The organism is Thiohalophilus sp. (assembly GCF_046483665.1).
In the GTDB taxonomy this organism is placed as follows: Bacteria; Pseudomonadota; Gammaproteobacteria; order UBA6429; family Thiohalophilaceae; genus Thiohalophilus.
This window is the reverse complement of sequence record NZ_JAWOCR010000031.1, coordinates 1-21,356: the sequence shown is the minus strand read 5'-3', so window position 1 is coordinate 21,356 and position 21,356 is coordinate 1. Positions and strand designations below refer to the sequence as shown.

General features: G+C 55.3%; 17 protein-coding genes. 9 read left to right on the top strand and 8 right to left on the bottom strand.

Going from position 1 to position 21,356, the window contains the following annotated elements; genetic code table 11:
- The first annotated feature begins 51 nt into the window (after nt 1-51).
- The 3 genes from R6U90_RS07335 to dapE all read left to right on the top strand — a co-directional run bounded on the left by R6U90_RS07335 (nt 52) and on the right by dapE (nt 4,997).
- Entirely contained in the window at nt 52-987 is a 936-nt protein-coding gene (locus R6U90_RS07335; RefSeq protein ID WP_410352019.1) for a phosphate/phosphite/phosphonate ABC transporter substrate-binding protein, read from the top strand.
- A gap of 61 nt (nt 988-1,048) precedes the next feature.
- A complete protein-coding gene (locus R6U90_RS07330) occupies nt 1,049-3,799 on the top strand; it encodes an EAL domain-containing protein (protein ID WP_410352018.1) in 2,751 nt (916 codons plus the stop codon).
- A gap of 64 nt (nt 3,800-3,863) precedes the next feature.
- Nucleotides 3,864-4,997, top strand: a complete 1,134-nt coding sequence (dapE, locus tag R6U90_RS07325) for a succinyl-diaminopimelate desuccinylase (protein WP_410352017.1) — start codon at nt 3,864-3,866, stop codon at nt 4,995-4,997.
- Nucleotides 4,998-5,178: 181 nt separating this feature from the next.
- Here dapE and R6U90_RS07320 read toward each other — a convergent pair whose 3' ends face one another.
- From R6U90_RS07320 to R6U90_RS07290, 7 genes are all read right to left on the bottom strand, one after another.
- Nucleotides 5,179-5,691 (bottom strand): hypothetical protein, encoded by a 513-nt coding sequence (locus tag R6U90_RS07320; protein ID WP_410352016.1) that lies wholly within the window; start codon nt 5,689-5,691, stop codon nt 5,179-5,181.
- A 78-nt stretch (nt 5,692-5,769) separates the two neighbouring features.
- Nucleotides 5,770-6,426, bottom strand: coding sequence for a tRNA (adenosine(37)-N6)-threonylcarbamoyltransferase complex dimerization subunit type 1 TsaB (gene tsaB, locus R6U90_RS07315; RefSeq protein ID WP_410352015.1), 657 nt, complete (start codon nt 6,424-6,426; stop codon nt 5,770-5,772).
- Nucleotides 6,423-8,351 (bottom strand): ATP-dependent DNA helicase, encoded by a 1,929-nt coding sequence (locus R6U90_RS07310; RefSeq protein WP_410352014.1) that lies wholly within the window; start codon nt 8,349-8,351, stop codon nt 6,423-6,425. Before R6U90_RS07310 ends, tsaB begins: the two co-directional genes overlap by 4 nt.
- 7 nt (nt 8,352-8,358) lie before the next feature.
- The gene (locus R6U90_RS07305) at nt 8,359-8,856 is read right to left on the bottom strand and encodes a hypothetical protein (protein ID WP_410352013.1); all 498 of its coding nucleotides are present in this window, start codon (nt 8,854-8,856) and stop codon (nt 8,359-8,361) included.
- A gap of 172 nt (nt 8,857-9,028) precedes the next feature.
- The gene (locus R6U90_RS07300) at nt 9,029-9,502 is read right to left on the bottom strand and encodes a tetratricopeptide repeat protein (RefSeq protein WP_410352012.1); all 474 of its coding nucleotides are present in this window, start codon (nt 9,500-9,502) and stop codon (nt 9,029-9,031) included.
- Nucleotides 9,499-11,856 (bottom strand): penicillin-binding protein 1B, encoded by a 2,358-nt coding sequence (gene mrcB / locus R6U90_RS07295; protein WP_410352011.1) that lies wholly within the window; start codon nt 11,854-11,856, stop codon nt 9,499-9,501. Before mrcB ends, R6U90_RS07300 begins: the two co-directional genes overlap by 4 nt.
- A 139-nt stretch (nt 11,857-11,995) precedes the next feature.
- A complete protein-coding gene (locus R6U90_RS07290; RefSeq protein ID WP_410352010.1) occupies nt 11,996-12,373 on the bottom strand; it encodes a hypothetical protein in 378 nt (125 codons plus the stop codon).
- Between the two features lie 193 nt (nt 12,374-12,566).
- Here R6U90_RS07290 and R6U90_RS07285 point away from each other — a divergent pair, with 193 nt between their 5' ends.
- Nucleotides 12,567-13,061, top strand: coding sequence for a C40 family peptidase (locus R6U90_RS07285; RefSeq protein ID WP_410352009.1), 495 nt, complete (start codon nt 12,567-12,569; stop codon nt 13,059-13,061).
- 160 nt (nt 13,062-13,221) lie between these two features.
- Here R6U90_RS07285 and R6U90_RS07280 read toward each other — a convergent pair whose 3' ends face one another.
- Complete coding sequence (locus tag R6U90_RS07280) at nt 13,222-15,222, bottom strand: HD domain-containing phosphohydrolase (protein ID WP_410352008.1); 2,001 nt, start codon at nt 15,220-15,222, stop codon at nt 13,222-13,224.
- Between the two features lie 306 nt (nt 15,223-15,528).
- Here R6U90_RS07280 and R6U90_RS07275 point away from each other — a divergent pair, with 306 nt between their 5' ends.
- The 5 genes from R6U90_RS07275 to R6U90_RS07255 form a co-directional block, all read left to right on the top strand.
- Nucleotides 15,529-16,008, top strand: a complete 480-nt coding sequence (locus R6U90_RS07275) for a hypothetical protein (RefSeq protein ID WP_410352007.1) — start codon at nt 15,529-15,531, stop codon at nt 16,006-16,008.
- A 38-nt stretch (nt 16,009-16,046) separates the two neighbouring features.
- Nucleotides 16,047-18,410 carry a HEAT repeat domain-containing protein gene (locus tag R6U90_RS07270; protein ID WP_410352006.1) on the top strand — a complete coding sequence of 788 codons (2,364 nt, stop codon included), beginning with the start codon at nt 16,047-16,049 and terminating at the stop codon, nt 18,408-18,410.
- A 1-nt stretch (nt 18,411) separates the two neighbouring features.
- The gene (locus R6U90_RS07265; protein WP_410352005.1) at nt 18,412-19,509 is read left to right on the top strand and encodes a type IV pilus twitching motility protein PilT; all 1,098 of its coding nucleotides are present in this window, start codon (nt 18,412-18,414) and stop codon (nt 19,507-19,509) included.
- A gap of 5 nt (nt 19,510-19,514) precedes the next feature.
- Nucleotides 19,515-20,672, top strand: coding sequence for a type IV pilus twitching motility protein PilT (locus tag R6U90_RS07260; protein ID WP_410352004.1), 1,158 nt, complete (start codon nt 19,515-19,517; stop codon nt 20,670-20,672).
- Between the two features lie 25 nt (nt 20,673-20,697).
- The coding region (locus tag R6U90_RS07255) for an FHA domain-containing protein (protein ID WP_410352003.1) at nt 20,698-21,356 on the top strand (659 nt) is incomplete at its 3' end.

Here is a 21,356-nt window from a genome sequence, read left to right as displayed (position 1 = left end):
CATCGCGACGGGAAAATAAACAGAACAACACTAACCGTAGTAACTGGACAAATGCCAAAATCTTCAACCGTGTTGTCACCTACACTTTGCCGAGCATTTCTTTTCCTGCTGATACTGGCAAGCGGGCTGCTGTCCGGATGTGAGCGCGACTCGGCCCCGATCTATAAACCAGAATACAGCAAAAAAGCTCCGGACAAGGATCCTGTTTACCTGTTTGGCGTTCACCCCCTGCACAATCCAAATCGACTTTATCTCACATTCGGACCACTGGTGGATTACCTCAACCAGCATATAGAGGGTATACGTTTCAAACTGGAAGCGTCACGCAATTATGCGGCTTATGACAAAAAACTTTATGCCGGACGATTCCATTTCGCACTGCCCAACCCCTACCAGACAGTCAACTCACTGAAACATAACTACCAGGTGTTTGGCAAAATGGCGGACGACCATAACTTCCGTGGAATCATCCTGGCTCGCAAAGATAAAAACATACAAAATGTGGCACAGTTAAAAGGAAGCGCAGTCAGTTTCCCCGCCCCCACCGCGCTTGCCGCGACGATGATGCCGCAATTTTATCTGCAGACCAACGGACTGGATGTGATGAAAGAGATCGATATCCATTATGTCGGATCACAAGAGTCCTCGGTCATGAATGTATATCTGGGCAACACTCTCGCCGGAGCAACCTGGCCGCCTCCATGGCATGCACTCAGCAAGGAGCGACCCGAACTGGCGCAGGAGCTGGAGATAGTGTGGGAAACAGAGCCTCTGCCCAACAACGGCCTGGTTGTTCGGAATGACATTGACCCGGAAATCGTCGAACAGGTCGCTAATTTATTATTCAAACTGCATACCCATGAACAAGGGGCAAAAATTCTCGATGAAATCGAATTGAGCAAGTTCGAACCGGCACGAGATGAAACTTACAAACCGGTGGTTGAATTCCTGATAAAATTCCATCGTCAGGTACGGCCAATCTACTGATATGACCAACTTTATCAGTACAATCAGAAAACTCTGGACGGCGTCAATTCGGCGTCAATTGATGCTCGGAATTGCACTCATTCATGCCGTATTGATGAGCATCTTCGTCTATGATCTCGTCGATCGACAGAGTGATTTTCTGCATCAACAGAGTCTTGAACAGGCCAGCAGCCTGGCACGCAGCCTGGCGAACAATAGCACATCCTGGGTACTTTCCAATGACGTAATTGGCCTGGAAGAGATTATCAGTAGCCAGTCAGCTTACCCGACAATGGAATATGCCATGGTAATCAGCCCCGACGGGCGGGTTCTGGGACATACTGATACAGATAAAACCGGACTTTATCTGACTGATAACGTCAGTAAGCGACTTCAGAAGAGCAGTAACCTGCAGATTCTGGTGGACAACAACCGTCTCGTTGATATCGCGGCTCCGGTAATGAGCAACGGGAATCTTATTGGCTGGGCCCGTATCGGCCTGAGCCAGGAACGTATCAGCGAAGGTCTGCAGATCGTGACATTAAACGGTCTGATCTATACGTTAATAGCCATTGCAGTGGGGATCCTGTTTGCCTATTTCATGGCACGGGGGCTGACCGCAGGCCTGCATCAACTGCTCACCATTGCCGACGGCATCACCCACGGTCAACGCCATGTTCGCGCCAGCATCGATCGGCATGACGAACTGGGCCAACTTGCCCGGGATTTCAACCAGATGCTGGACACACTGAATGAGCATGAGTTCAAAATCTGGCTGGCACAGGAAAAGCTGGTTGAAAGCGAAGAACGTTTCAACCTTGCCATGCAGGGAACTACTGACGGACTGTGGGATTGGGACATCAAATCCCATACAGTCTATTACTCCCCGCGCTGGAAGCAGATGCTCGGATACAGTGACAAAGAAATTACAGAATCACGGGACGAATGGATCTCTCGTGTACATCCCGATGATCTACCGCTCGTCGAACAGCATGTACAGGATTATCTCGACAGTAAAATCGAGCATTATGAACAGATTTTACGTATGCGCCATAAAAATGGTGAATATCGCTGGCATATGGAACGCGGTATCGCTGTCAGACACGAGGATGGCACCGGTTATCGACTTGTTGGTACGAGTACTGATATTACGGAACAAAAAGAGGTCGAGAGACAGCTGTTTGATGAAAAAGAGCGAGCCATGGTTACCCTGCACTCCATTGGTGACGGTGTGATTACAACCGATGAGCAAGGGCGCATTAATTTCATGAACCCGGTCGCGGAAAGTGTACTCGGCTACAGTACCGAAGAAGTCCTGGGAAAGAAACTCGACGAAATCACAAGTCTGAAAAACGAGGAAACCGGAGAACCCGTCGAAAATCCGATTCAACGCTGCTTGTCACAGGGAGTCGTGGTCGAACTCGACCCGGATACTCTGCTGATCAATCAGCGGGGGACAGAACACGCCATTGAGGATTCCGCGGCACCAATCCGCGATCAAGAAAACCGTCTGATTGGTGCAATCATGGTTTTCCATGATGTAGCTGTTACCCGCCAATTAACCCGGGAAATGAGCTGGCAGGCGAGTCATGACGTGTTGACCGGCCTGTATAATCGCAGCGAACTGGAAAACCGTCTGAAAAAGATGCTGGACAATGCCCGAAAAGAAGACGAAGTGCATGCATTCCTGTATCTGGACCTTGACCAGTTCAAAGTTGTCAACGACACCAGTGGACACATAGCAGGCGACGAACTGTTAAAACAACTTTCCTTCTTGCTTCAGCAGCAAGTCCGGGAAACCGACACTCTCGCCAGACTTGGCGGTGACGAATTCGGCGTCCTGCTTAGCCGCTGCAACAAGGAAAAAGCAAAGGAGATCGCCAACAAACTGCGTGCCACGGTTAACGACTTTCGTTTTATATGGAAAGACAAGGCTTTTGATACCGGCGTAAGCATCGGTATTATCGAAATCAATGCCCAGAGCCGCGATGTTACCGACATTCTCAGTTCAGCGGATATTGCCTGCTATGCCGCCAAGGATCTCGGGCGAAATCGAATTCACGTTTATCAACCGGACGATGAAGAACTCGCTACAAGACATAGCGAAATGCAGTGGGTCACTCACATCAAGAAAGCCCTGGAAGAAGATCGTTTTATTTTATACGCCCAATCGATTGTTCCGGTCGCAACGGATTCCGGTTATGCCGAACACAAAGAAATCCTGGTCAGAATGCTTGATGCGGATAATAATATTATACCACCCTTTACTTTTATTCCGTCCGCCGAGCGTTATAACCTGATGCCGGCAATCGACAAATGGGTAATTGATCATGCTTTCTTATATCTTCAGGATCACCCCTCCTCGATTACCATTAATATCTCCGGCAATAGTCTGGGGGATAGTGATTTCCTCGATTACGTCAAACACAAACTGAATGAGTATCGTCTTGAACCGTCCAACATCTGTTTTGAAATCACCGAAACTTCCGCTATCACTCACCTGACAACCGCGGAACGTTTCATTCGTGAGCTGAAAAAACTCGGTTGCCGTTTCGCGCTTGACGACTTTGGCAGCGGCTTGAGTTCCTTTACCTATCTCAAAAATCTTTCCGTGGATTATCTTAAAATTGATGGCAGCTTTGTCAGGGAAATCAATCAGAATCCGATCGACTACGTAATGGTCAAGGCCATCAATGAAGTTGGCCATGCCATGGGCATCACTACCATTGCAGAATTCGTCGAAAACGATGAAATCCTCAGGACCCTGCGCAATATCGGGGTCGATTTCGCGCAGGGCTACGGTATCGACAGACCCACCCCTCTTCTCGACTAATCCCGCTGCGTTTCCAGCCTGTCTTGTATATAATCAGGGGCTGACGCTTTACCGGTTGAATTCAATGTCTGCCACACTGGAACTTGCCAAGGAACTGATCGCTCGCCCCTCGGTTACCCCCGACGATGAGGGTTGCCAGCTGTTGCTGGGAGCACGGCTCAAAGCACTGGGATTCTCTCTCGAATCGATGCGTTTCGACGAGGTAGACAATCTTTGGGCACGGCGCGGAGATCAGGGGCCGTTGTTGGTGTTTGCCGGACATACCGACGTGGTCCCTACCGGCCCCGAAGCGAACTGGCAATTCCCGCCGTTCACCCCTACCAAGCATGAAGGGCAACTCTACGGCCGGGGTGCGGCTGATATGAAAAGTTCCATCGCCGCGATGGTCACCGCCTGCGAACGCTTCGTGCAACAATATCCCCAACATGCCGGATCTATTGGTTTCTTGATCACCAGTGACGAGGAAGGCCCCTCGATCAACGGCACTGTCAGGGTCGTCGAGACGCTGGAAAAACGCGAAGAAAAAATCGACTGGTGTCTGGTCGGCGAACCTTCCAGCACCGACAAGGTGGGCGATGTGATCAAAAACGGGCGTCGGGGTTCCCTCGGAGCGATTCTCAGCGTGCACGGCAAGCAGGGGCATGTCGCCTACCCCCATCTGGCGAAAAACCCGGTGCATCTTTTTGCCCCGGCGCTGCAGGAGCTGGTAAACAGCGAATGGGATCAGGGTAACGAACACTTCCCGCCCACGACCTTCCAGATCAGCAACATCCACGCCGGAACCGGGGCTAACAATGTCATCCCCGGCGAGCTGGAGGTACAGTTCAACTTTCGCTTCTCTACCGAAGTGACCGACGCGCAATTACGTCAGCAGGTCGAAACGATCCTGGATAAACACGCGTTGGATTATGACATCAACTGGACGTTGTCCGGCCAGCCGTTTCTGACGCCCGAAGGCGAACTGGTGGAAGCGGTACAACAAGCGATTGAGGCCGTGGCCGGTTATCCCACCCGACTGTCCACTGCCGGCGGCACCTCCGACGGCCGCTTCATCGCCCCCACCGGCGCCCAGGTCGTTGAACTCGGCCCCCTCAACACCACCATCCACCAGATCGACGAACATACCGACATCGCCGAACTCGATACCCTCTCCGCCATCTACGAACAGATCCTCGTCAATCTGCTGGTATCGAAATAAAACCCAATGCAGAGGCGCAAAGAGCGCAGAGAAAATTATATAATAGTTTATTAACCAGCAGACCACGAAGGCGAGAATAAACTGCTTTTCTGGAACTTTGTTAGTTTTTGCGAAATCTGTATGGGATGCAGATATCAAATCGTACAACGCACAAGCTGCGCCTTTGCGTTAATCTCTTTGTTTAATAAAACACAATCCGTTCGATAGTATTGATGACGTCGTTTTCGAGTTCGGTGGCGATTTTTTGGGCGGGGCTATTGGCCGCGACGGCGGAGGGGCGAGTGAACAGCAGGGTGGTCATGTCGTCCTTGTAGGTAAAGGTGAGATGTAATGGCGAGAGCGCCAGTAGTTCGGGATCGGCGTTACTGATCTGATTGACGTACCAGGCGTTGCTGAAAATCAGGCTGCGAATTTCCTCGATCCTGTTTTTATTATAATCATCGCCCCAGCGCTGGGCGAAGTGTTCCAGATTTTTCCCGAGATTGGGTTCAAACAGAACAAAATAGCCGCCGTTTTCCATGGCAGTGAACACCTTGCTGTAGACTTCCGGTAACGGTTTTTTGACTTTTTTGACGTAGACCCGGGACTCGCTTTGCGTCCTGTCTTTTACTTCCTGGGCATGGATCGAAGCGCCGCCGAGAAACAGGCACAACGCCAGTAACGGGTAAATTATCCGGGTGGGTAAGGTTGTCATCACGGCGTCCCTCTTTGATTTAACAGGCATCCTGTTAAAGAAGCGCCAAGCCTACCAAGGCCGCGAAACCGGCTCAAGTCAGCCGGTCACTTTATTGCGCAAATAGACCGGTTCTGCCAACTCGACTGCCATCGCCCGCTCGGCACTGGCGGCAGCCAGTTCGACGATATATTCGGCACGGGGATAACGTAAAAGTTCATCCTCGATAAGCCGGCTATAACCGGCCTGGCGCAACTCATTTGTACAGGCACTCACGCCGCTGCCAATCAGTTGGCAGTTTTCACAGAAAGGTATCGCCGCCAGCGGCGCCACACTCTCCCTGTCCTGCAATTGCATCACGCCGTCCTGTTGCCGGTAGATACCCCAGTAGAGTTCGTTCATGCGTGCATCGATCAAGCTCAGAACCTGCTGTGCACCATGTATCCGATACGCCGACTGGGCCAGAGCTGCCAGGCTGGAGATACCCAGTACCGGCAGGCGGGCGGCAAAGGCCAGACCCTGCAGCACACTCATGGTCACCCGGATTCCGGTAAAGGAGCCCGGCCCCTGATCGAAGGCGATGAAATCCAGATCGGTCAGCTTCAAATCCGTCGTGTGCAGCAGTTCATCCACCATGGGCAGGATCAGCCGGGTATGTTCGCGCGGCGCCACGGCATAGCGCTGTTGTATTTCACCGTCGATCCACAGTGCCGCCGAACAGGCCTCGGTCACCGCATCCAGGGCCAGAATCTTCATGCCGGCGCCGCCTGTTTCTGTCGCTGTTTGAAAAAGTCGCGCACCTCGCGCAGGGAACGGGTTTGCGGCATGGGCGGCAGGGATTGTAAAAAGACCCGGCCATACGGCTTGTTGTGCAGGCGGGGATCGCAGATCATCAACAGACCGTAATCATTCACATCGCGAATCAATCGCCCCGCCCCCTGTTTCAGGGTGATCACCGCCGCCGGTAACTGAAAGTTCATAAACGCATTGATGCCCTGTTTTTGTAACGCCTCGATCCGCGCCTGCAGCACCGGATCGCCCGGCGAGGCAAACGGCAGCTTGTCGATAATCACACAGGAGAGTGCCTCCCCGCGCACATCCACGCCTTCCCAGAAACTGCTGGTGCCAAGCAACACCCCGTTGCCGGCGCGCCGAAACTGTTCCAGCAAAACATCGCGCGGTGCCTCGCCCTGGACAAACAGTGGCCACGGCAGCCGGTCGCGTAGCAGGCCGGCCGCCTCCTGCAAGGCACGGTGGCTGGTAAACAGCATGAACGCCCGCCCCCCGGTGACCGACAGCACCTGGCGGGCCTGTTCAACCACGCTGGCGGTGTAATCCGGGGCGTTCGGTGCCGGCATTGCCTGGGGCAGATACAACAGCGTCTGTCGGGCAAAGTCGAACGGGCTCTCCCAGCGCGCGGTATCAGCCTCTTCCAGTCCCAGCCGCTGCTGATAATGTTCAAACCGATCGGCCACCGCCAGAGTGGCCGAGGTAAAGATCCAGCTGGCCGATGAGGAGGCCAGTTGCTCACGAAAGTTGCCGGCGATATCCAGCGGGGTCAGGTGCAGGATAAAGCTGCGCTGATGGACCTCGTACCAGTGAATATCATCACTGTCGTGCACAGCAGTGAGTAATTCGAAGCGCTCGGTCAGTTCCCGCGCCCGTTGATAACATTTCTCCAGTGCCTTGCTACGCAGCGCGCAGGGTTCCAGGGCGTTTTGCAGATCATCGAGCCGCTGGTTGATCTGGGTAGTAACTTCCTGCATGTCGGCACGGCTGGCCAGTTCCTTCCAGTTACCGCGCTGCCCCGGCTGCCTGAACAGCAGGCGCATGTCGCGCACGGCCTTCTCCAATTGATCGGCGACGCGAGGCACTTCCCGATCTTCGTTAATCTCATTGATATATTCATCGCGGCTATCACGCGCCAGCTCCAGCAGCTGGTTGGCGCTCAGGGCAGTACCAAAAAAGCCGGAGGCCACTTCCGGTAATTGATGGGCCTCGTCAATAATAAACGCCTCGGCCGTGGGCAACAGTTCGCCAAACCCGGTCTCGCGTAACGCCATGTCGGCAAACAGCAGATGGTGATTGATCACCACTACTTCGGCTGCCTGCGCCTCGCGCCGCGCCTCGACCAGATGGCAGTGATCGAAAAACTCGCACTCCTGCCCAAGACAGTTGTCGGCGGTGGAAGTGACCCTGGCCCAGATCATGTCCTGCTCATCGACCTCGGGCAATTCGGCGATATCGCCACGGCGGGTCCGTCCGGCCCAGTCGCGTATGCGCTGCAGTTTTTTCGTCTCGGCCGGATTCTGGTTGACCATTTCCTCGGCCAGTTGCAGGCGATGCAGACACAGGTAATTGCTGCGACCTTTTAACAACGCCACGTTGACCGACACCTGCAGGGCCTGGCGCACCAGCGGCAGATCTCGATGAAACAGCTGATCCTGCAGATTGCGCGTGCCGGTAGAAACTACCACCTTGCGCCCCGACAATAACGCCGGTACCAGATAGGCAAACGTCTTGCCGGTACCCGTGCCCGCCTCGACGATCAGGTGGTGCCCCGTTTCTAACGCCCCGGCGACCGCCCCGGCCATGGCCTGCTGCTCGGCACGCGGAGCAAAGTTGTCCACCTCGCGGGCGAAAGGGCCATACTGACCGAGAATCTCGTCGGGGCTATCCACAGCATCGTTACTCAGGGTTGTTGAATGGGAGCCGGGACGCCTCTTCGAGACGTCCCTCCTCCCTGGTCCAGACCAGTCGGGCAATATTGCGAAAACGGGCCACTGACATGGCACCCCGTTTGTTGCGCGGGCTGTCATGCAGGGCGTCAATCACCTCGTCCCGTCGGGCCTGATAAATTTCGAAACTGTCGAATTCCTCATCCATCAGTACCAGTACCACGGCATCCCAGTCCTGTTCCAGCTTGAGCTGGCCAATACGCTGCCCCGATTTACTCTCATCGAAGATCGCCCGGCCCTTGATCTGGATGCGCTGTTCGCTCCCGTCACGACTGATAGCATCGTAACCGGCCGCTTCCTGCTCGCAGGGCTCCAGTTCCAGATGCACACAGGCATCGTGCCTGGCAATTTCGCTGCTGATAGGGAGCGATTTGCCGGTAGCACGGCGATACTCGGCGGCCAGTCGGCGCGCTTCACTGATCAGTTTATCAACGGCAAAAACAGACACACCGGCCACACCCGCTCACAGAAGATGTTGTCATTGTAACGCACTCTGCCACGCTTGGGGCGTGTGCGGCATCGGCTACGGGCATCGCTGGAATGGAAACAGGCATTGCGGATAGCCGGCAGACATGAGACGCGGCAGCGTCGATGAAAACCGGGCAGGGGAAACAATCGATTCAGTGCTCGTTCGATAACAACCTGACGCGTTGCTCGGCATCCCGGGCGCCGGACTCATCCCCCGTACGGTGACGGGCATGGGCAATGATGCGCCAGTTATCCGCCTGGAGCTCTCGATTATTGCGCCGGTCCAGGCTGTTGGATTTGGCGGCCAGCCCGGCCGCTTCCTCCAGCCGTCCCTGATGTAAGCGGAGTTTGGCCAGGTAATACCACAACACGGCATTACGCGGCTCGATACGCAGGGCCCGTTCCAGGCGCGCCTCGGCGACCGCCAGTTCGCCCTGGCGTGCGGCATGGTTGGCCTGCTCGAGCAGGGCCAGAACCGGCCGGCTGGTGCCGGCCGCGGGGTGTACCTGGGTGGTGCGCGGTTCCCCGATCTCCACCTCCAACCCCGGTTCTGATTCAGGGGCGCTGGTACAGGCCCCCAGCAGCGCGATCAGCAGGAGTAACAACAGCGGTCGGATCGTGTTCATTGAAACAGCCCCTTGAACCAGTTAAACGGATTGTTCGATTGGCGGCGCTTGCCCCCGCCGGCACAGTCACTTTTTTTCTGTGGCGCGGTGCCCTTGATAAAGGCCAGATAGGCTGCCCCGGGACACCCTGGCTCGCTGATCCGGCCGGAGCGGGGATCAATCCAGTGATACTCGAGCTCTTTGTGCGGCAGCGGTTCCAGTGGCTGCCCCGGCAGCTCGGCAAAAATCTCACCCCAGACCTGCAACGCCCCGCTGGCCCCGGTCAGACCGGTGGGCTGGTTATCATCCCGCCCCAGCCAGACCACCCCAAGATGGCTGGCATTGAAGCCGGCGAACCAGCTGTCGCGCAAATCATCGGTCGTCCCGGTCTTGCCTGCCACACGCAAACCTTCCGGCGAGTCATTCCGTAGTGCCCGCGCGGTTCCCTGGCGCGGCACCTCCTGCAGGGCACTGTTCAGTATCTGCACCGTCTTCCCGTCCAGGGTCTGTTCCACCTGGACCGGATAACGACGCAGCGGCTCACCGTCGGCGGTAAGCACCTCGCGGATCACGCGCAAGGGGCTGCGAAAACCGCCGGCCGCCAGGGTCTGATACATCCCGGCCACCTCATAGGGCGTGAAATTAACCGCGCCAAGCAACATGGAAGGATACGCCGGAATATCGCGCGTCGCGCCGAGCCGGCGCAGGGTCGCGGCAATCGGCTCAAATCCCAGGGCCATGCCAAGGCGCACGGTCGCCTGGTTATACGAATTGATCAGGGCCGTGAACAGCGGCACCTGACCGTGCGACTCACCGCTGTAGTTACGCGGCGACCAGCGCGTCCCGTTGTCCGCCTGCAAGGTAATGGGGGAATCGTCGATCAAGGTGGCCAGCGTATAGTCCTGCGATTGCGACAGCGCGGTCAGATAGACCGCCGGTTTGATCAACGAGCCAATCGGACGGGTCGCGTCCAGCGCCCGGTTGAAGCCAGTGAAACGGGCATGGCGATCGCCGACCAGGGCCAGGATTTCCCCACCGCCGGCGCGGGTGATCACCACAGCCCCCTGTAACGAGCCCGACAGATTGCGTTGTTGATCCAGCCGGGCAATCTGCCGGCTCAGGCTCTGTTCCGCTGTCTGCTGGATGGCCGGATCCAGCGTGGTGAAAATTTGCAGCCCTTCGGAGGTGAGATCCTCCTGATGATACTGCTCGCGCAATTGCCGGCGGACCAGATCCATGAAGGCGGGATGATCGGAAATCGCCCCCGGTTTGCCGGGAACCACGCCCAGCGGGGCCTGGCGGGCCCGGCGCGCAATAGCCGGATCGAGCCCCCCGTCCTGTTCCAGAATATCGATAACCCGGTTGCGACGCGCCAGCAAACGATGCGGATGGCGTTCGGGGTGGTAATAGGAGGGTCCTCGCGCCAGCGCCACGAGAGTGGCGATCTCGTTCGCCGCCAGTGCCGCCAGCGGTTTGTCGAAATAAAACCGCGCCGCCAGACCAAAACCGTGAATCGCGCGATCGCCGTCCTGGCCCAGGTAGATTTCGTTGATATAGGCTTCGAGGATCTCGGTCTTGGGATAGTGCCACTCCAGCAGCAAGGCCATGACCGCCTCATTGGCCTTGCGCCACAGGCTACGTTCGTTGGTCAAAAAGAAGTTTTTCACCAGTTGCTGGGTCAGTGTGCTGCCACCCTGGACGGTACGCCCGGCGCGCAGATTGGCCAGCAGGGCCCGGGCGATCGCCCGGAAATCGAGTCCCCGGTGTTCATAAAACTGGCGGTCCTCCACCGCCACCAGTGCCTGTTGCAGCAGGGGCGGTACTTCGAGCAGACGCACCAGCACCCGTTCCTCACGGTGATGGGGATAGATGCCACCAATGGCCGGCGGTTCAAGACGCAACAGGTTCAATTCCGCCCCGTATTGATCCTGAAGGTGCACGATCGTCCCGTTATCGAACCGTACCCTCACCTGTCGCGAGGGTTCCCGCCCATCCCAGAACTGAAATGCCCGGGTGGTAAAACGGAGTTGATCGCCACGGCGGGTGTAATTGCCCGCCGCCTGACTGGCGGCATTGTCACGATAACCGAGTAACGTCAGTTCACGCTCCAGTTGCGTCGGTGTCAGGCTCTGGCCCGGATAAATCTCCAGTGCCCGGGCATACACCCTGGCCGGTAATGCCCAGCGCTTGCCTTCGAACTGAGTGCGAATGGTGAAATCGAGATAGACCCCATAGCCGAGCAGGCCGATCAGCAAACCGACGAACAGATAACGCCAGCGAAAACGCCCCGGCGTTTTACGCGCGGGACTCTTGCGCGAGCGTTTGGACCGGGAGGAAGGTTTACGGCGTCGGGCAACAGATTTACGGCGTGGCATAAGCGACTAACAGCCCCCAACAGGCTCCTTCGATCCGGCGCAGGAACGCCCCGGATAAGCAAAAGCACTCAGTATAAAGCATATCCGGCCGCCGGGGCTGTGATGGAAATGGAAAATAGCGCGCGATTTGCGCTCGCACTCAGACGACCAGATCCAGCTCAGAGCGGCTGGCGGCGGTCTCCCGGGTTGAGGCGAAGGAGTCCAATCGTTTCGCCTGTTCAGGGACATAGGTGCGGGCAATTTTTTCACGCATCAGATTACTGCGCGCCTGTTCGGTATCGGTAATCGGGCCGTGAGCAGGCCCCAACCGGACCAGACGGCCGTCCAGCCGGCGTTCGGGCCGCCACAGTTCCTGATTCTGTGAGGCGCGCGTCGCCTCAGAAGCGCGTTCACGGACCTCGGCCTGTTGCAGCTGCTCCTGCATGTCGCGACCCTGATCGCGACGCTGCTGATCAGAGCCGCGCGCCGGATTTACCTGGCGCGGGAACAGATTGTGCTGGAGGCTGTTGATATCCATACATTTTCTATTTTAGCGCAAAAACTGCTCAATTGAGTACGCTAACGGCCGCTAATTTGAGTTCGGGCAACTAAAACTGACACGCGTCACAGTTTCTAGAGTACGTTAAAAATCGACTTGAAGTCTCTGATTATGCTCAAAATAATTGACCCCAGCCGCCGGATGGGCTAAAAACAGGGTCTGGAGAAAGAGAATGCAATTGCGATACTCACACCCTGCCCCGCCGACCGGACTGCGCGCCCTGCTGCTGGCGACCCTGGCGTTGTTGCTCCTGTCCGCCTGCGGTATGCCACTGCATCGCAGTGTCGACAACGGTGCCGATCGGACAAAAGTGGTGGAGATCGCGCGCGAGATGCTCGGCACGCCCTATCGTTATGGCGGCGAGTCTCCCCGCCACGGTTTTGATTGCAGCGGCCTGGTCCAATACGCTTATCAGCAGGCCGGCCTTGAGATAGCGCGCACTACCGGCCAGCAATATCGCCAGGTCCAGGCCATCCCTACCCGGTTTCTGCGGCCCGGGGATCTGGTCTTCTTCAGCACCAAATACAACCGCTTCGTCTCCCACGTCGGCATCTACCTCGGGGACAACCGATTCATCCACGCCCCTTCCAGCGGCAAAACCGTCAGTGTCGCCAACCTGCGCGATCCCTACTGGCGCCGCCACTTTGCCTCGGCCGGACGACTCTGAATAACAAAAACCAACGCAGAGAGGCGAAGAGAAAAGATAATTTTGAATTCTGAATGTTGAATGTTGAATTAACGGCCTATCTGCAATTCAAAATTCAGCATTAAAAATTATTTCTTTGCGTTCTCTGCGCCTCTGCGTTGAGTCTTTATCTCAAAGACAATCACGTTTTGCGGGATTTGTACGCCTCGGCCTCGAGGAACACCTTGAACAGCTTGCCGTCCAGTTTGCCGGCTTTGACCTGATCGTCGATGATGGCCAGGGCCTGTTCGGAATTGACGCCGTCGCGGTAGGGCCGGTCGCCGGCGGTCAGGGCATCGTAGATGTCGGCGATGGTCATGATGCGCGAGGGCAACGGGATCGCTTCGGCCTGCAAGCCACGCGGATAACCGGTGCCATCGAGTTTTTCATGATGGGCGTGGGCGATATCCGGAATGCCGGCAAATTTCTCGGTCCAGGGAATCAGGCGCAGAAAATCAAAGGTGTGACTGACATGGGATTCGATCTCCCGGCGCTCTTCCGGATTGAGGCTGCCGCGGGCGTGACTGAGCACCGAAAACTCGAAAGAGTCCAGCAGGGGCAACGGCTCCTCATGCACATCCCGGAAACGATAATCGGCAATCTGCGACAAGTGCGCCTCGTACTGGCCAGGGTCGGCATCCGGTTCAATGGCGGCCATAATAGCCTGGAAAAAATGATTCAATTCGGTGATCTGTTGCTGTAATTCCGCCTCTTTTTCCTCCTTCAACCGCTTGAAGGATCGGTTGTCCAGCTCCTCGCGGCTCTGGCGCTCCACCAGTTCCTGATAGACCTGGCGTTCGATGCAAGCGCGCGCATAGCGAAAACGCTGGCGCATCAGCCGGATTTCATAGGGATAGAATCGCTTGGCCTTGGTCAGTACATGTTCGCGCACACCGACCTTGCCAAAATCGTGCAGCAGGGCCGCGTAACGCAATTCCTGCAATTTGTCGCGATCGAAACGAATCGAGCGAAAGTCAGTCTCGCTGCTGCGATCCACCGCCCGCGCCAGGTTTTCGGTGTATTCCGCGACCCGAAAAGAGTGCCCGGCCGTACCCGGATCCCGCGCTTCGATAGCCTGCACCGAGGCCCGCACGAAACCCTCGAACAGTTTTTCGATCTCCTGATAGAAATGAGAATTTTTCATGGACACCGCAATCTGGGCGGAAATCGCGGTCAACAGTTCCAGATCGTCGTGGATAAACATTTGCGAGGCCGAGGAACTGTCTACCTGTAACAGACCCAGCACCTTGCCTCCATAGAGGAGCGGCGCACACATGACACTGCGAATGGACAGATTGACTACAGAATCCTGCACGCCGAAGCGGCGATCGCCCATGGCATCCTTGAGCAACAGGGCATTCTGATTACGGATGACCGATTCAATAATGGTGGTCGACAGGGCAATGGCCTCGTCATTTTTCAGCTCCCGCCCATCCTGGTAGCGCAGCATCAGCGGCTGATATTGTTCCTGCTTTTCATCGACAGCCACCACGAAAGCCCGCTCGGCCCCGGGGAATAACTCAAAGACAAAATCCATGATGCGGGAGAGCAAGGCATCCAGATCGGTCACCACCCCCAGCGACAGGCTGAGCTGGATCATCGCCTGCATCCGTTTCACTAGATCCACTTCCTGCCCCTGCCCGGCGAGTTCCGACTTGCCCTGCAAGGCCTCGATAAAACGGGTCGCGTCGATAGACATACTCACATCGGGCTGCTGCTCCTCGGCCGAAACCACCTGCACCGAGGCGGAAGCCCGGGAGAGATTGGCCAGATCGAAATCCGGGCTCTCGAAGGTCGGTTCCGGGCTGCCCGGCAGATGGAATGCCTCATCGCCCGCCGCGAAACGCAGGACAGTACTGCCCAGCTGTAATTTCTCATCGTTTTGCAGGGGATAGGCCACTCCCGGCTGCAGGGTCAGGCCGCTCAGGGCGCTGCCGTTGGTAGAGCCCAGCTCCTCCACATACCACTGCCCCTGATCCAGAAACAGCCGCAGATGACGGCGGCTGACCTCGGGATCCTCCAGCAACAGATAATCATCCTCTTTCAAGTGCTGTTCGCGGGAACGCCCCAGGGTAACGGCGGTTGCCAGCAGGGGATAGTGACGCCCGGAATGGGGTCCTTCGGTGACGATCAATTCAGCCATGATGTTCCAGTCTGGTGCACGACAACAGAGACAGCGTGTAACGCAGCAACAAACCCACTTGAGAAAATGTTGCTGTTATCATATTACTTTAATGAATGAGGATATCACGTCAAAATAGGTTTAAAATAATCACCGAATAATTCCAATAACCTTAATTAGGGTAAACCCTTATATCGGGGAGTGGCGCGGCAGATTAACATTTCAGGAACAATTCCTTGAATTATCGCAACTCTGTATTTTTTATAATTTCAAAGTCCGGTAACAATAGCAACACGCAGCAATTCAATAAGAATTAAAGGAGTAGGCGTGAAGGCCAGGATTCTCAAAGTCCCGAAAACCGAAAAAGAGGTCTCGCTCTGGGTCAATCCCGACGGGCTGGTCAAAGGTTCGCTGTTCCTGCTGGAACAGAGCCATGAACACGCCGGTGAGGAAGAGCCCATCGAAGTGCTGAACCAGGACAGCCCGTTTCTCGTGGTGCGGCTGCATAACCCGGAACAATTGCGCTTTTACAACCGCACCACCCTCATCCGGGTGCAATACGAACAAGAGGAGGAAAACGGTACTCTTGGCGAGCAAACCATTATTCCTTGCGCCATTCACCTGATGGATGGTTCAATACTCGAAGGAACAATTCGCGAAACACTCCCGCCCGAACGGGCCAGGCTGTTCGATTATCTGAACAGGGAAAAAGCCCGCTTCATTCGGTTGTATCTTTCCGACACGGAAGTCTGCTTGATCAACAAGGCATTTATCAATTACGTCAGTCCGTCGGATGAGACCCACTGACATAATCAACTATAATGGCCAATGAGTGACCGTGTATAATGGGTCTGTTTAACTCGCTAAAAGCCAACAAGGCAATCGACGTACTGGTTTCCGGCCAGCACCCCAGCTCGCTCGAATTCAAGGAAGCCTTCCGCGATCTCAAGGAAGCCGGCCCATCAGTCATCGACAAGCTGATCGATGCCTTCGATGAATCCTATCCCAATCCGGCTATCGCGACACTGCTGCTTAACCAGCTGGATAACAAGACACTGAAAAAGTACGTCGATGCGCTTACCGACGACAGCAAGCGTATCGTGGCCGGCGTCACCAGCGTCATGAGCCAGTCCAGCCGCTACGATCCGAACAAGTTGCTTGATCTGTTAACCGATCCGGATATTCCCAAGGCTGCCCTGCTCAAAATCCTGCATGCCCAGCGCAAGCAACTGGATCGCAAGAAACTGCTCAAACAGCTGGATAAATCAGACCGCAATACCCAGCAACTGGTATTTCATATACTCAATGATGTCGCCGATCACAGCATGCAGACGGATCTGATCAACACACTCGATCATGAGGACCAGTATGTCCGCCAGCAAATAGCTATTATATTGGGACGCTTTGATAATGAGCGATCCCGAGATGTGTTACTGGATCGGCTACAGGATCCCAGCAAGTCGGTCCGGCTGGCCGCCCTCACCTCACTGGGAAATCTCAGCGTGCCGGTTTCAGCCCGACCCATCACCCAGATGCTCAGGGATCCTGATTTCAATATACAGAGCAAGGCAATCGAGGCTCTAAGCCACATCAACGATCCGAACATCGTCAAATATCTTATTGAAATGCTGCAGGACGATTCGGAAGATATTCGTCGTGCGGCGGTGGAAGTATTGAATAATATCGGCAGCGACGCCGCTATCACCGATTTGTTCAATGCCCTGCGCGACCAGGACTGGTGGGTCCGTTCGCGTGCCGCCGATGCGCTGGCCACGATCGGCGGCGACAATGTTATCAACGCGGTACTCGGCCTGATCAAAAGCGACGACGAATTCCTGCGCCGTTCGGCGGTGGAAATCATGAACAAGCTCAAGGACGACCGGGCCGTCAATCACCTGCTTGAAGCCCTCAAGGACACTGACTGGTGGGTACGCGAACGTGCCGCCGATGCGCTGGCCGATATGGAAGAGCCGCGCGCTCTGCCTCTGATGCTGGAAGTGTTACAGAAGTATCCCGACTCCTCGCCGGGCATGATCCAGTCCATTGCCCGGCTTGGCGGTCAGGAGGCCGTCAAGCCCTTACTCGCGGCCCTGCAAAACAACCAGGTGAAAAACAAAAAAGCCATCGTCCGCGCCCTCGAAACGCTAATCAGCAGCCACAATATCGATGACATCGAGGCAGCTCTGACCATCGTCGCCAATACCGGCGATCAGGAAACCCAGGATGTGGCGAATCAGACCATGCAAACCCTGATCACCCGGCGCAATGAGCCGGGCAGCAGTCCCCAGCCCTCTTCCATGGGCGCCAGCAGGCCCTCAACAGCCGGCCCGACCCGGGTGGCCAGCGAAAACCAGTATATCGACCCGGAGATCCTCGAACCGGACAGCATTCTGGCCGGTCGCTACAAGGTCATTTGCCAGGTTGGCAAAGGCGCCTTTGGTGTGGTTATCCTGGTCGAGGATCAAATGGTCCATGAACAGATTATTCTCAAATTCCTCAATCCGCACATGGCTTCCGATGACAGCGTCATCCAGCGTTTTGTGCACGAGATGCGCTATACACGCAGAATCACCCACCCTAACGTGATTCGGATTTATGATTTTCTGACCTTCGGCAAGTCCTACGCCATCAGCATGGAATATTTCGACAGTCACTCTCTGGCCCATGAGATCAAGCAGAAGAAAAACCGCGATTTCAAGCGCAACCTGAAATTGCTGGTGGATGTCTGCAAGGGGCTGACCATTGCACATAATCTCAAGATCGTGCACCGGGATATCAAACCGGCAAACATCCTGATCGATAATAACGATGTGGTCAAAATCGTAGACTTCGGCCTGGCCTCGGCGGTCAGTCAGAGTGATTCACGTCTGACCAAGAGCGGCATTCTGGTTGGCACCCCGACCTACATGGCCCCGGAGCAGGTGCGCGGACGCAAGATCGACATTCGTACCGACATCTATAGTCTGGGTATCGTGATGTATGAGCTGTTCACCGGCAAACCGCCCTACAAGGACAAAGACCACATGGCCACCCTGTTCCAGCATGTCGAAGGCAAGGCAAAACCGCCGAGCGAACTCAATCCGGTAATCTCCGGGAATCTGGATCAGTTAATCATGCGCGCAATCAACGTCGACCCGGAAAAACGCTATCAGCATATCGAGCAATTGCAACATGATATAGAAAAACTGTTACAGGAGGCGGCAGCATAATATGGCCCGCATCGATGCTTTTTTAAAGCTGGGTCGCGAACAGGGGGCCTCTGATGTGCATCTGGCCGTCGGCGTCCCGCCGAAGATCCGGCTGTACGGCGATCTTGAACCCATCAAGTACCGCGAGCTGAGTCATGATGAACTTGGCAGTCTGATCGACGAGATCCTGACCGAGGATCAACGCAGTATCTATCAGCAGGGGCGTGATCTGGATATTTCCTATCAAAGCAGCGAAGGCGAGCGTTACCGTGTCAACCTGTTTCATAAACTGAGTGGTCCCGGCGGGGTGTTCCGGATTATTCCGCCGAGCATACCGAGCATGAAAGATCTCGATGTACCCGAAATTGTCGAAAAAATGTTGCATGCCCATCAGGGTATGCTGCTGGTCACCGGTGCCACCGGCACCGGCAAGTCCACTACCCTCGCCTCAATGATCGACTGGCTGAATGCCAATCGCAAGTTCAATATCATCACCCTCGAGGACCCGGTCGAATATCTACATCAGAGCAAACAGTCGCTGGTTATCCAGCGTAGCGTCGGCAATCATGTCAAAAGCTTCGCCGCGGGCCTGCATGCCGCCCTGCGCGAGGATCCGGATGTGATTCTGGTTGGCGAGCTACGCGATCCGGAAACCATCTCCATGGCCATGACGGCTGCGGAAACAGGCCATCTGGTACTGGGCACCCTGCACACTACCTCGGCGGTCAAAACCCTGGATCGCATCATCGACGCCATGCCGACCGAACAAAAAAGTCTGACTGCCACATTCCTGGCTCAGCATCTAAAAGGCGTCATCAGTCAGCGCCTGGTCCGCACCGCAGATGGACGCGGGCGCAAAGCGATTCTCGAAATAATGCTCAATACCCCCGCGATCGCCAACCTGATTTTGCATCGCAAAATATTCCAGATCCCTTCCCTGTTGCAGACTGGCCGGGAACAGGGCATGCAGTTAATGGATCAGGCACTGATGGAAGCCCTGAAGAACAAGCAAATCGATCCGGATGACGCCTATATCAACGCCCAGGACAAGAAGCCGTTCCAGCGTTTCGTGACCAATCCCGATCTGCTGCCGCAGGTTAACCTGGCCGTCGGTGGATAGTGGATATGGCGAGGATCGATACATTTCTGGAACTGGTCGTTAAACAAAACGGTTCCGATCTGCACATCGTGGCCGGTAACCCGCCGCGCGTGCGGATCAACGGTGATACTTTTGCGATCAAATACCGTGAACTCAGCGCCGACGAAACCCAGGACCTGATTTACGAAATCATGTCCGACACGCAAAAAGAATATTTCCTTGAAAATAACGGCGTCGATTTCGCCTATGAAGCGGAAAATCTCGCCCGCTTTCGTGTCAATATCTTTCAACATCTGTCCGGAATTGGCGCTGTATTTCGGGTCATTCCTTCCGAGATCAAATCACTCAATGACCTGGGCCTGCCGCCGGTGCTTAAAAACCTCGCCCGCCAGCGCAAGGGACTGATTCTGGTCACCGGTCCAACCGGCTCGGGTAAATCGACCTCGCTGGCCGCGATGGTTGATTTCATCAACACCGAACGCAAGGGTCACATCCTGACCATCGAAGATCCCATCGAATTTGTTCATAAGGATAAGCAGTGCCTGATCAGCCAACGCGAGGTCGGCGAGCACACGCCGAAATTTGCCAACGCCCTGCATTCGGCGCTGCGCGAGGACCCGGATGTGATCCTGGTCGGCGAATTGCGTGATCTGGAAACCATCCACCTGGCCATAACCGCAGCGGAAATGGGCATTCTGGTCATGGCGACCCTGCATACCAGTACTGCCGCCTCCTCCGTGGATCGTATTCTCAACGTTTTCCCCTCCGGGGAAGAGGCCTACGTCCGTACCATGCTTTCTACCTCGCTGGTGGGAATTATCTCTCAGCAACTGGTACGCCGGAGTGATGGCAAGGGCCGGGTTGCTGCACTCGAGATCATGATTAACAATCCTGCGATTGCCAATGTGCTGCGCGAAGGCAAGACCGAGCAACTGGAGAACATCATCCAGGGCGGTGCGATGCAGGGCATGCAGCTGATTGACACCGCACTGCAACGACTGGTCGATTCGCAACTGATTACTGGCGAAGATGCCTATATGAAGGCCCGTAACAAATCCCTGTTTGCCAAATATGTGGATGAGTATGATGAAGCGTTCGAGGACTTGATCGACGAGACACACACTGAATACTCCAACGATGAGATGGAAGAAATTGTCCTCTCATCGGAACCCGATTTGAAATAAAATCCAGGTAAAGGAAATACAATCGATGGGCAGCAAGTTAATCATGACTCTGGATGGGGCAGTCATCCGGGAATATCCAATTGACCGGGACAGTATCAGTATCGGCCGCAAGCACGGCAATGATATTCAACTGAATGATTTAACAGTCAGCGGTCGCCATGCCCTGATCGTGACCATGGGTGAACATGTTTATGTTGACGATCTGGGCAGCACCAACGGAACCCTGCTCAATGGCTCGCGTATCACCAAAACCCTGCTCAAGCAGAATGACGTCATCCAGGTCGGCAACTACCAGTTGACCTACTTTGACGATGAAGAACAGGAGTACGAGCCGACCATGTTTATTCAGGCCGAAATCGAAGATACCCAGGTCATGGACACAAAAACACCGGGGCCAGTCAGCCTGAAAGGCGAAAAACTGGCCGGCGTCAAGATTCTTAACGGACCGCTGGCCAAAAAAGTGCTGGAACTGCGTAAACCGTTCAATACCATTGGGTTCAACGGAATCAAAATGGCCATGATCGCGCGTAACACCAATAATTACACCATATCCTCCTTGCGCAGCAGCAAACTGCGCCGCGCCTCCGACACTCCCATGATCAACGGTAAACCGCTGACCACCGAAGCCATCACGCTCAAGGATCAGGATGTCATCGAACTGGCCGGCACCCAGATGAAGTTTTT

Bases quoted from the DNA above. Each gene is read 5' to 3' on its own strand.
- R6U90_RS07335 (WP_410352019.1), top strand. From the start codon at position 52: ATGCCAAAATCTTCAACCGTGTTGTCACCTACACTTTGCCGAGCATTT.
- R6U90_RS07330 (WP_410352018.1), top strand. From the start codon at position 1,049: ATGCTCGGAATTGCACTCATTCATGCCGTATTGATGAGCATCTTCGTC.
- dapE (WP_410352017.1), top strand. From the start codon at position 3,864: ATGTCTGCCACACTGGAACTTGCCAAGGAACTGATCGCTCGCCCCTCG.
- R6U90_RS07320 (WP_410352016.1), bottom strand. From the start codon at position 5,691: ATGACAACCTTACCCACCCGGATAATTTACCCGTTACTGGCGTTGTGC.
- tsaB (WP_410352015.1), bottom strand. From the start codon at position 6,426: ATGAAGATTCTGGCCCTGGATGCGGTGACCGAGGCCTGTTCGGCGGCA.
- R6U90_RS07300 (WP_410352012.1), bottom strand. From the start codon at position 9,502: ATGAACACGATCCGACCGCTGTTGTTACTCCTGCTGATCGCGCTGCTG.
- mrcB (WP_410352011.1), bottom strand. From the start codon at position 11,856: ATGCCACGCCGTAAATCTGTTGCCCGACGCCGTAAACCTTCCTCCCGG.
- R6U90_RS07290 (WP_410352010.1), bottom strand. From the start codon at position 12,373: ATGGATATCAACAGCCTCCAGCACAATCTGTTCCCGCGCCAGGTAAAT.
- R6U90_RS07285 (WP_410352009.1), top strand. From the start codon at position 12,567: ATGCAATTGCGATACTCACACCCTGCCCCGCCGACCGGACTGCGCGCC.
- R6U90_RS07280 (WP_410352008.1), bottom strand. From the start codon at position 15,222: ATGGCTGAATTGATCGTCACCGAAGGACCCCATTCCGGGCGTCACTAT.
- R6U90_RS07270 (WP_410352006.1), top strand. From the start codon at position 16,047: ATGGGTCTGTTTAACTCGCTAAAAGCCAACAAGGCAATCGACGTACTG.
- R6U90_RS07265 (WP_410352005.1), top strand. From the start codon at position 18,412: ATGGCCCGCATCGATGCTTTTTTAAAGCTGGGTCGCGAACAGGGGGCC.
- R6U90_RS07260 (WP_410352004.1), top strand. From the start codon at position 19,515: ATGGCGAGGATCGATACATTTCTGGAACTGGTCGTTAAACAAAACGGT.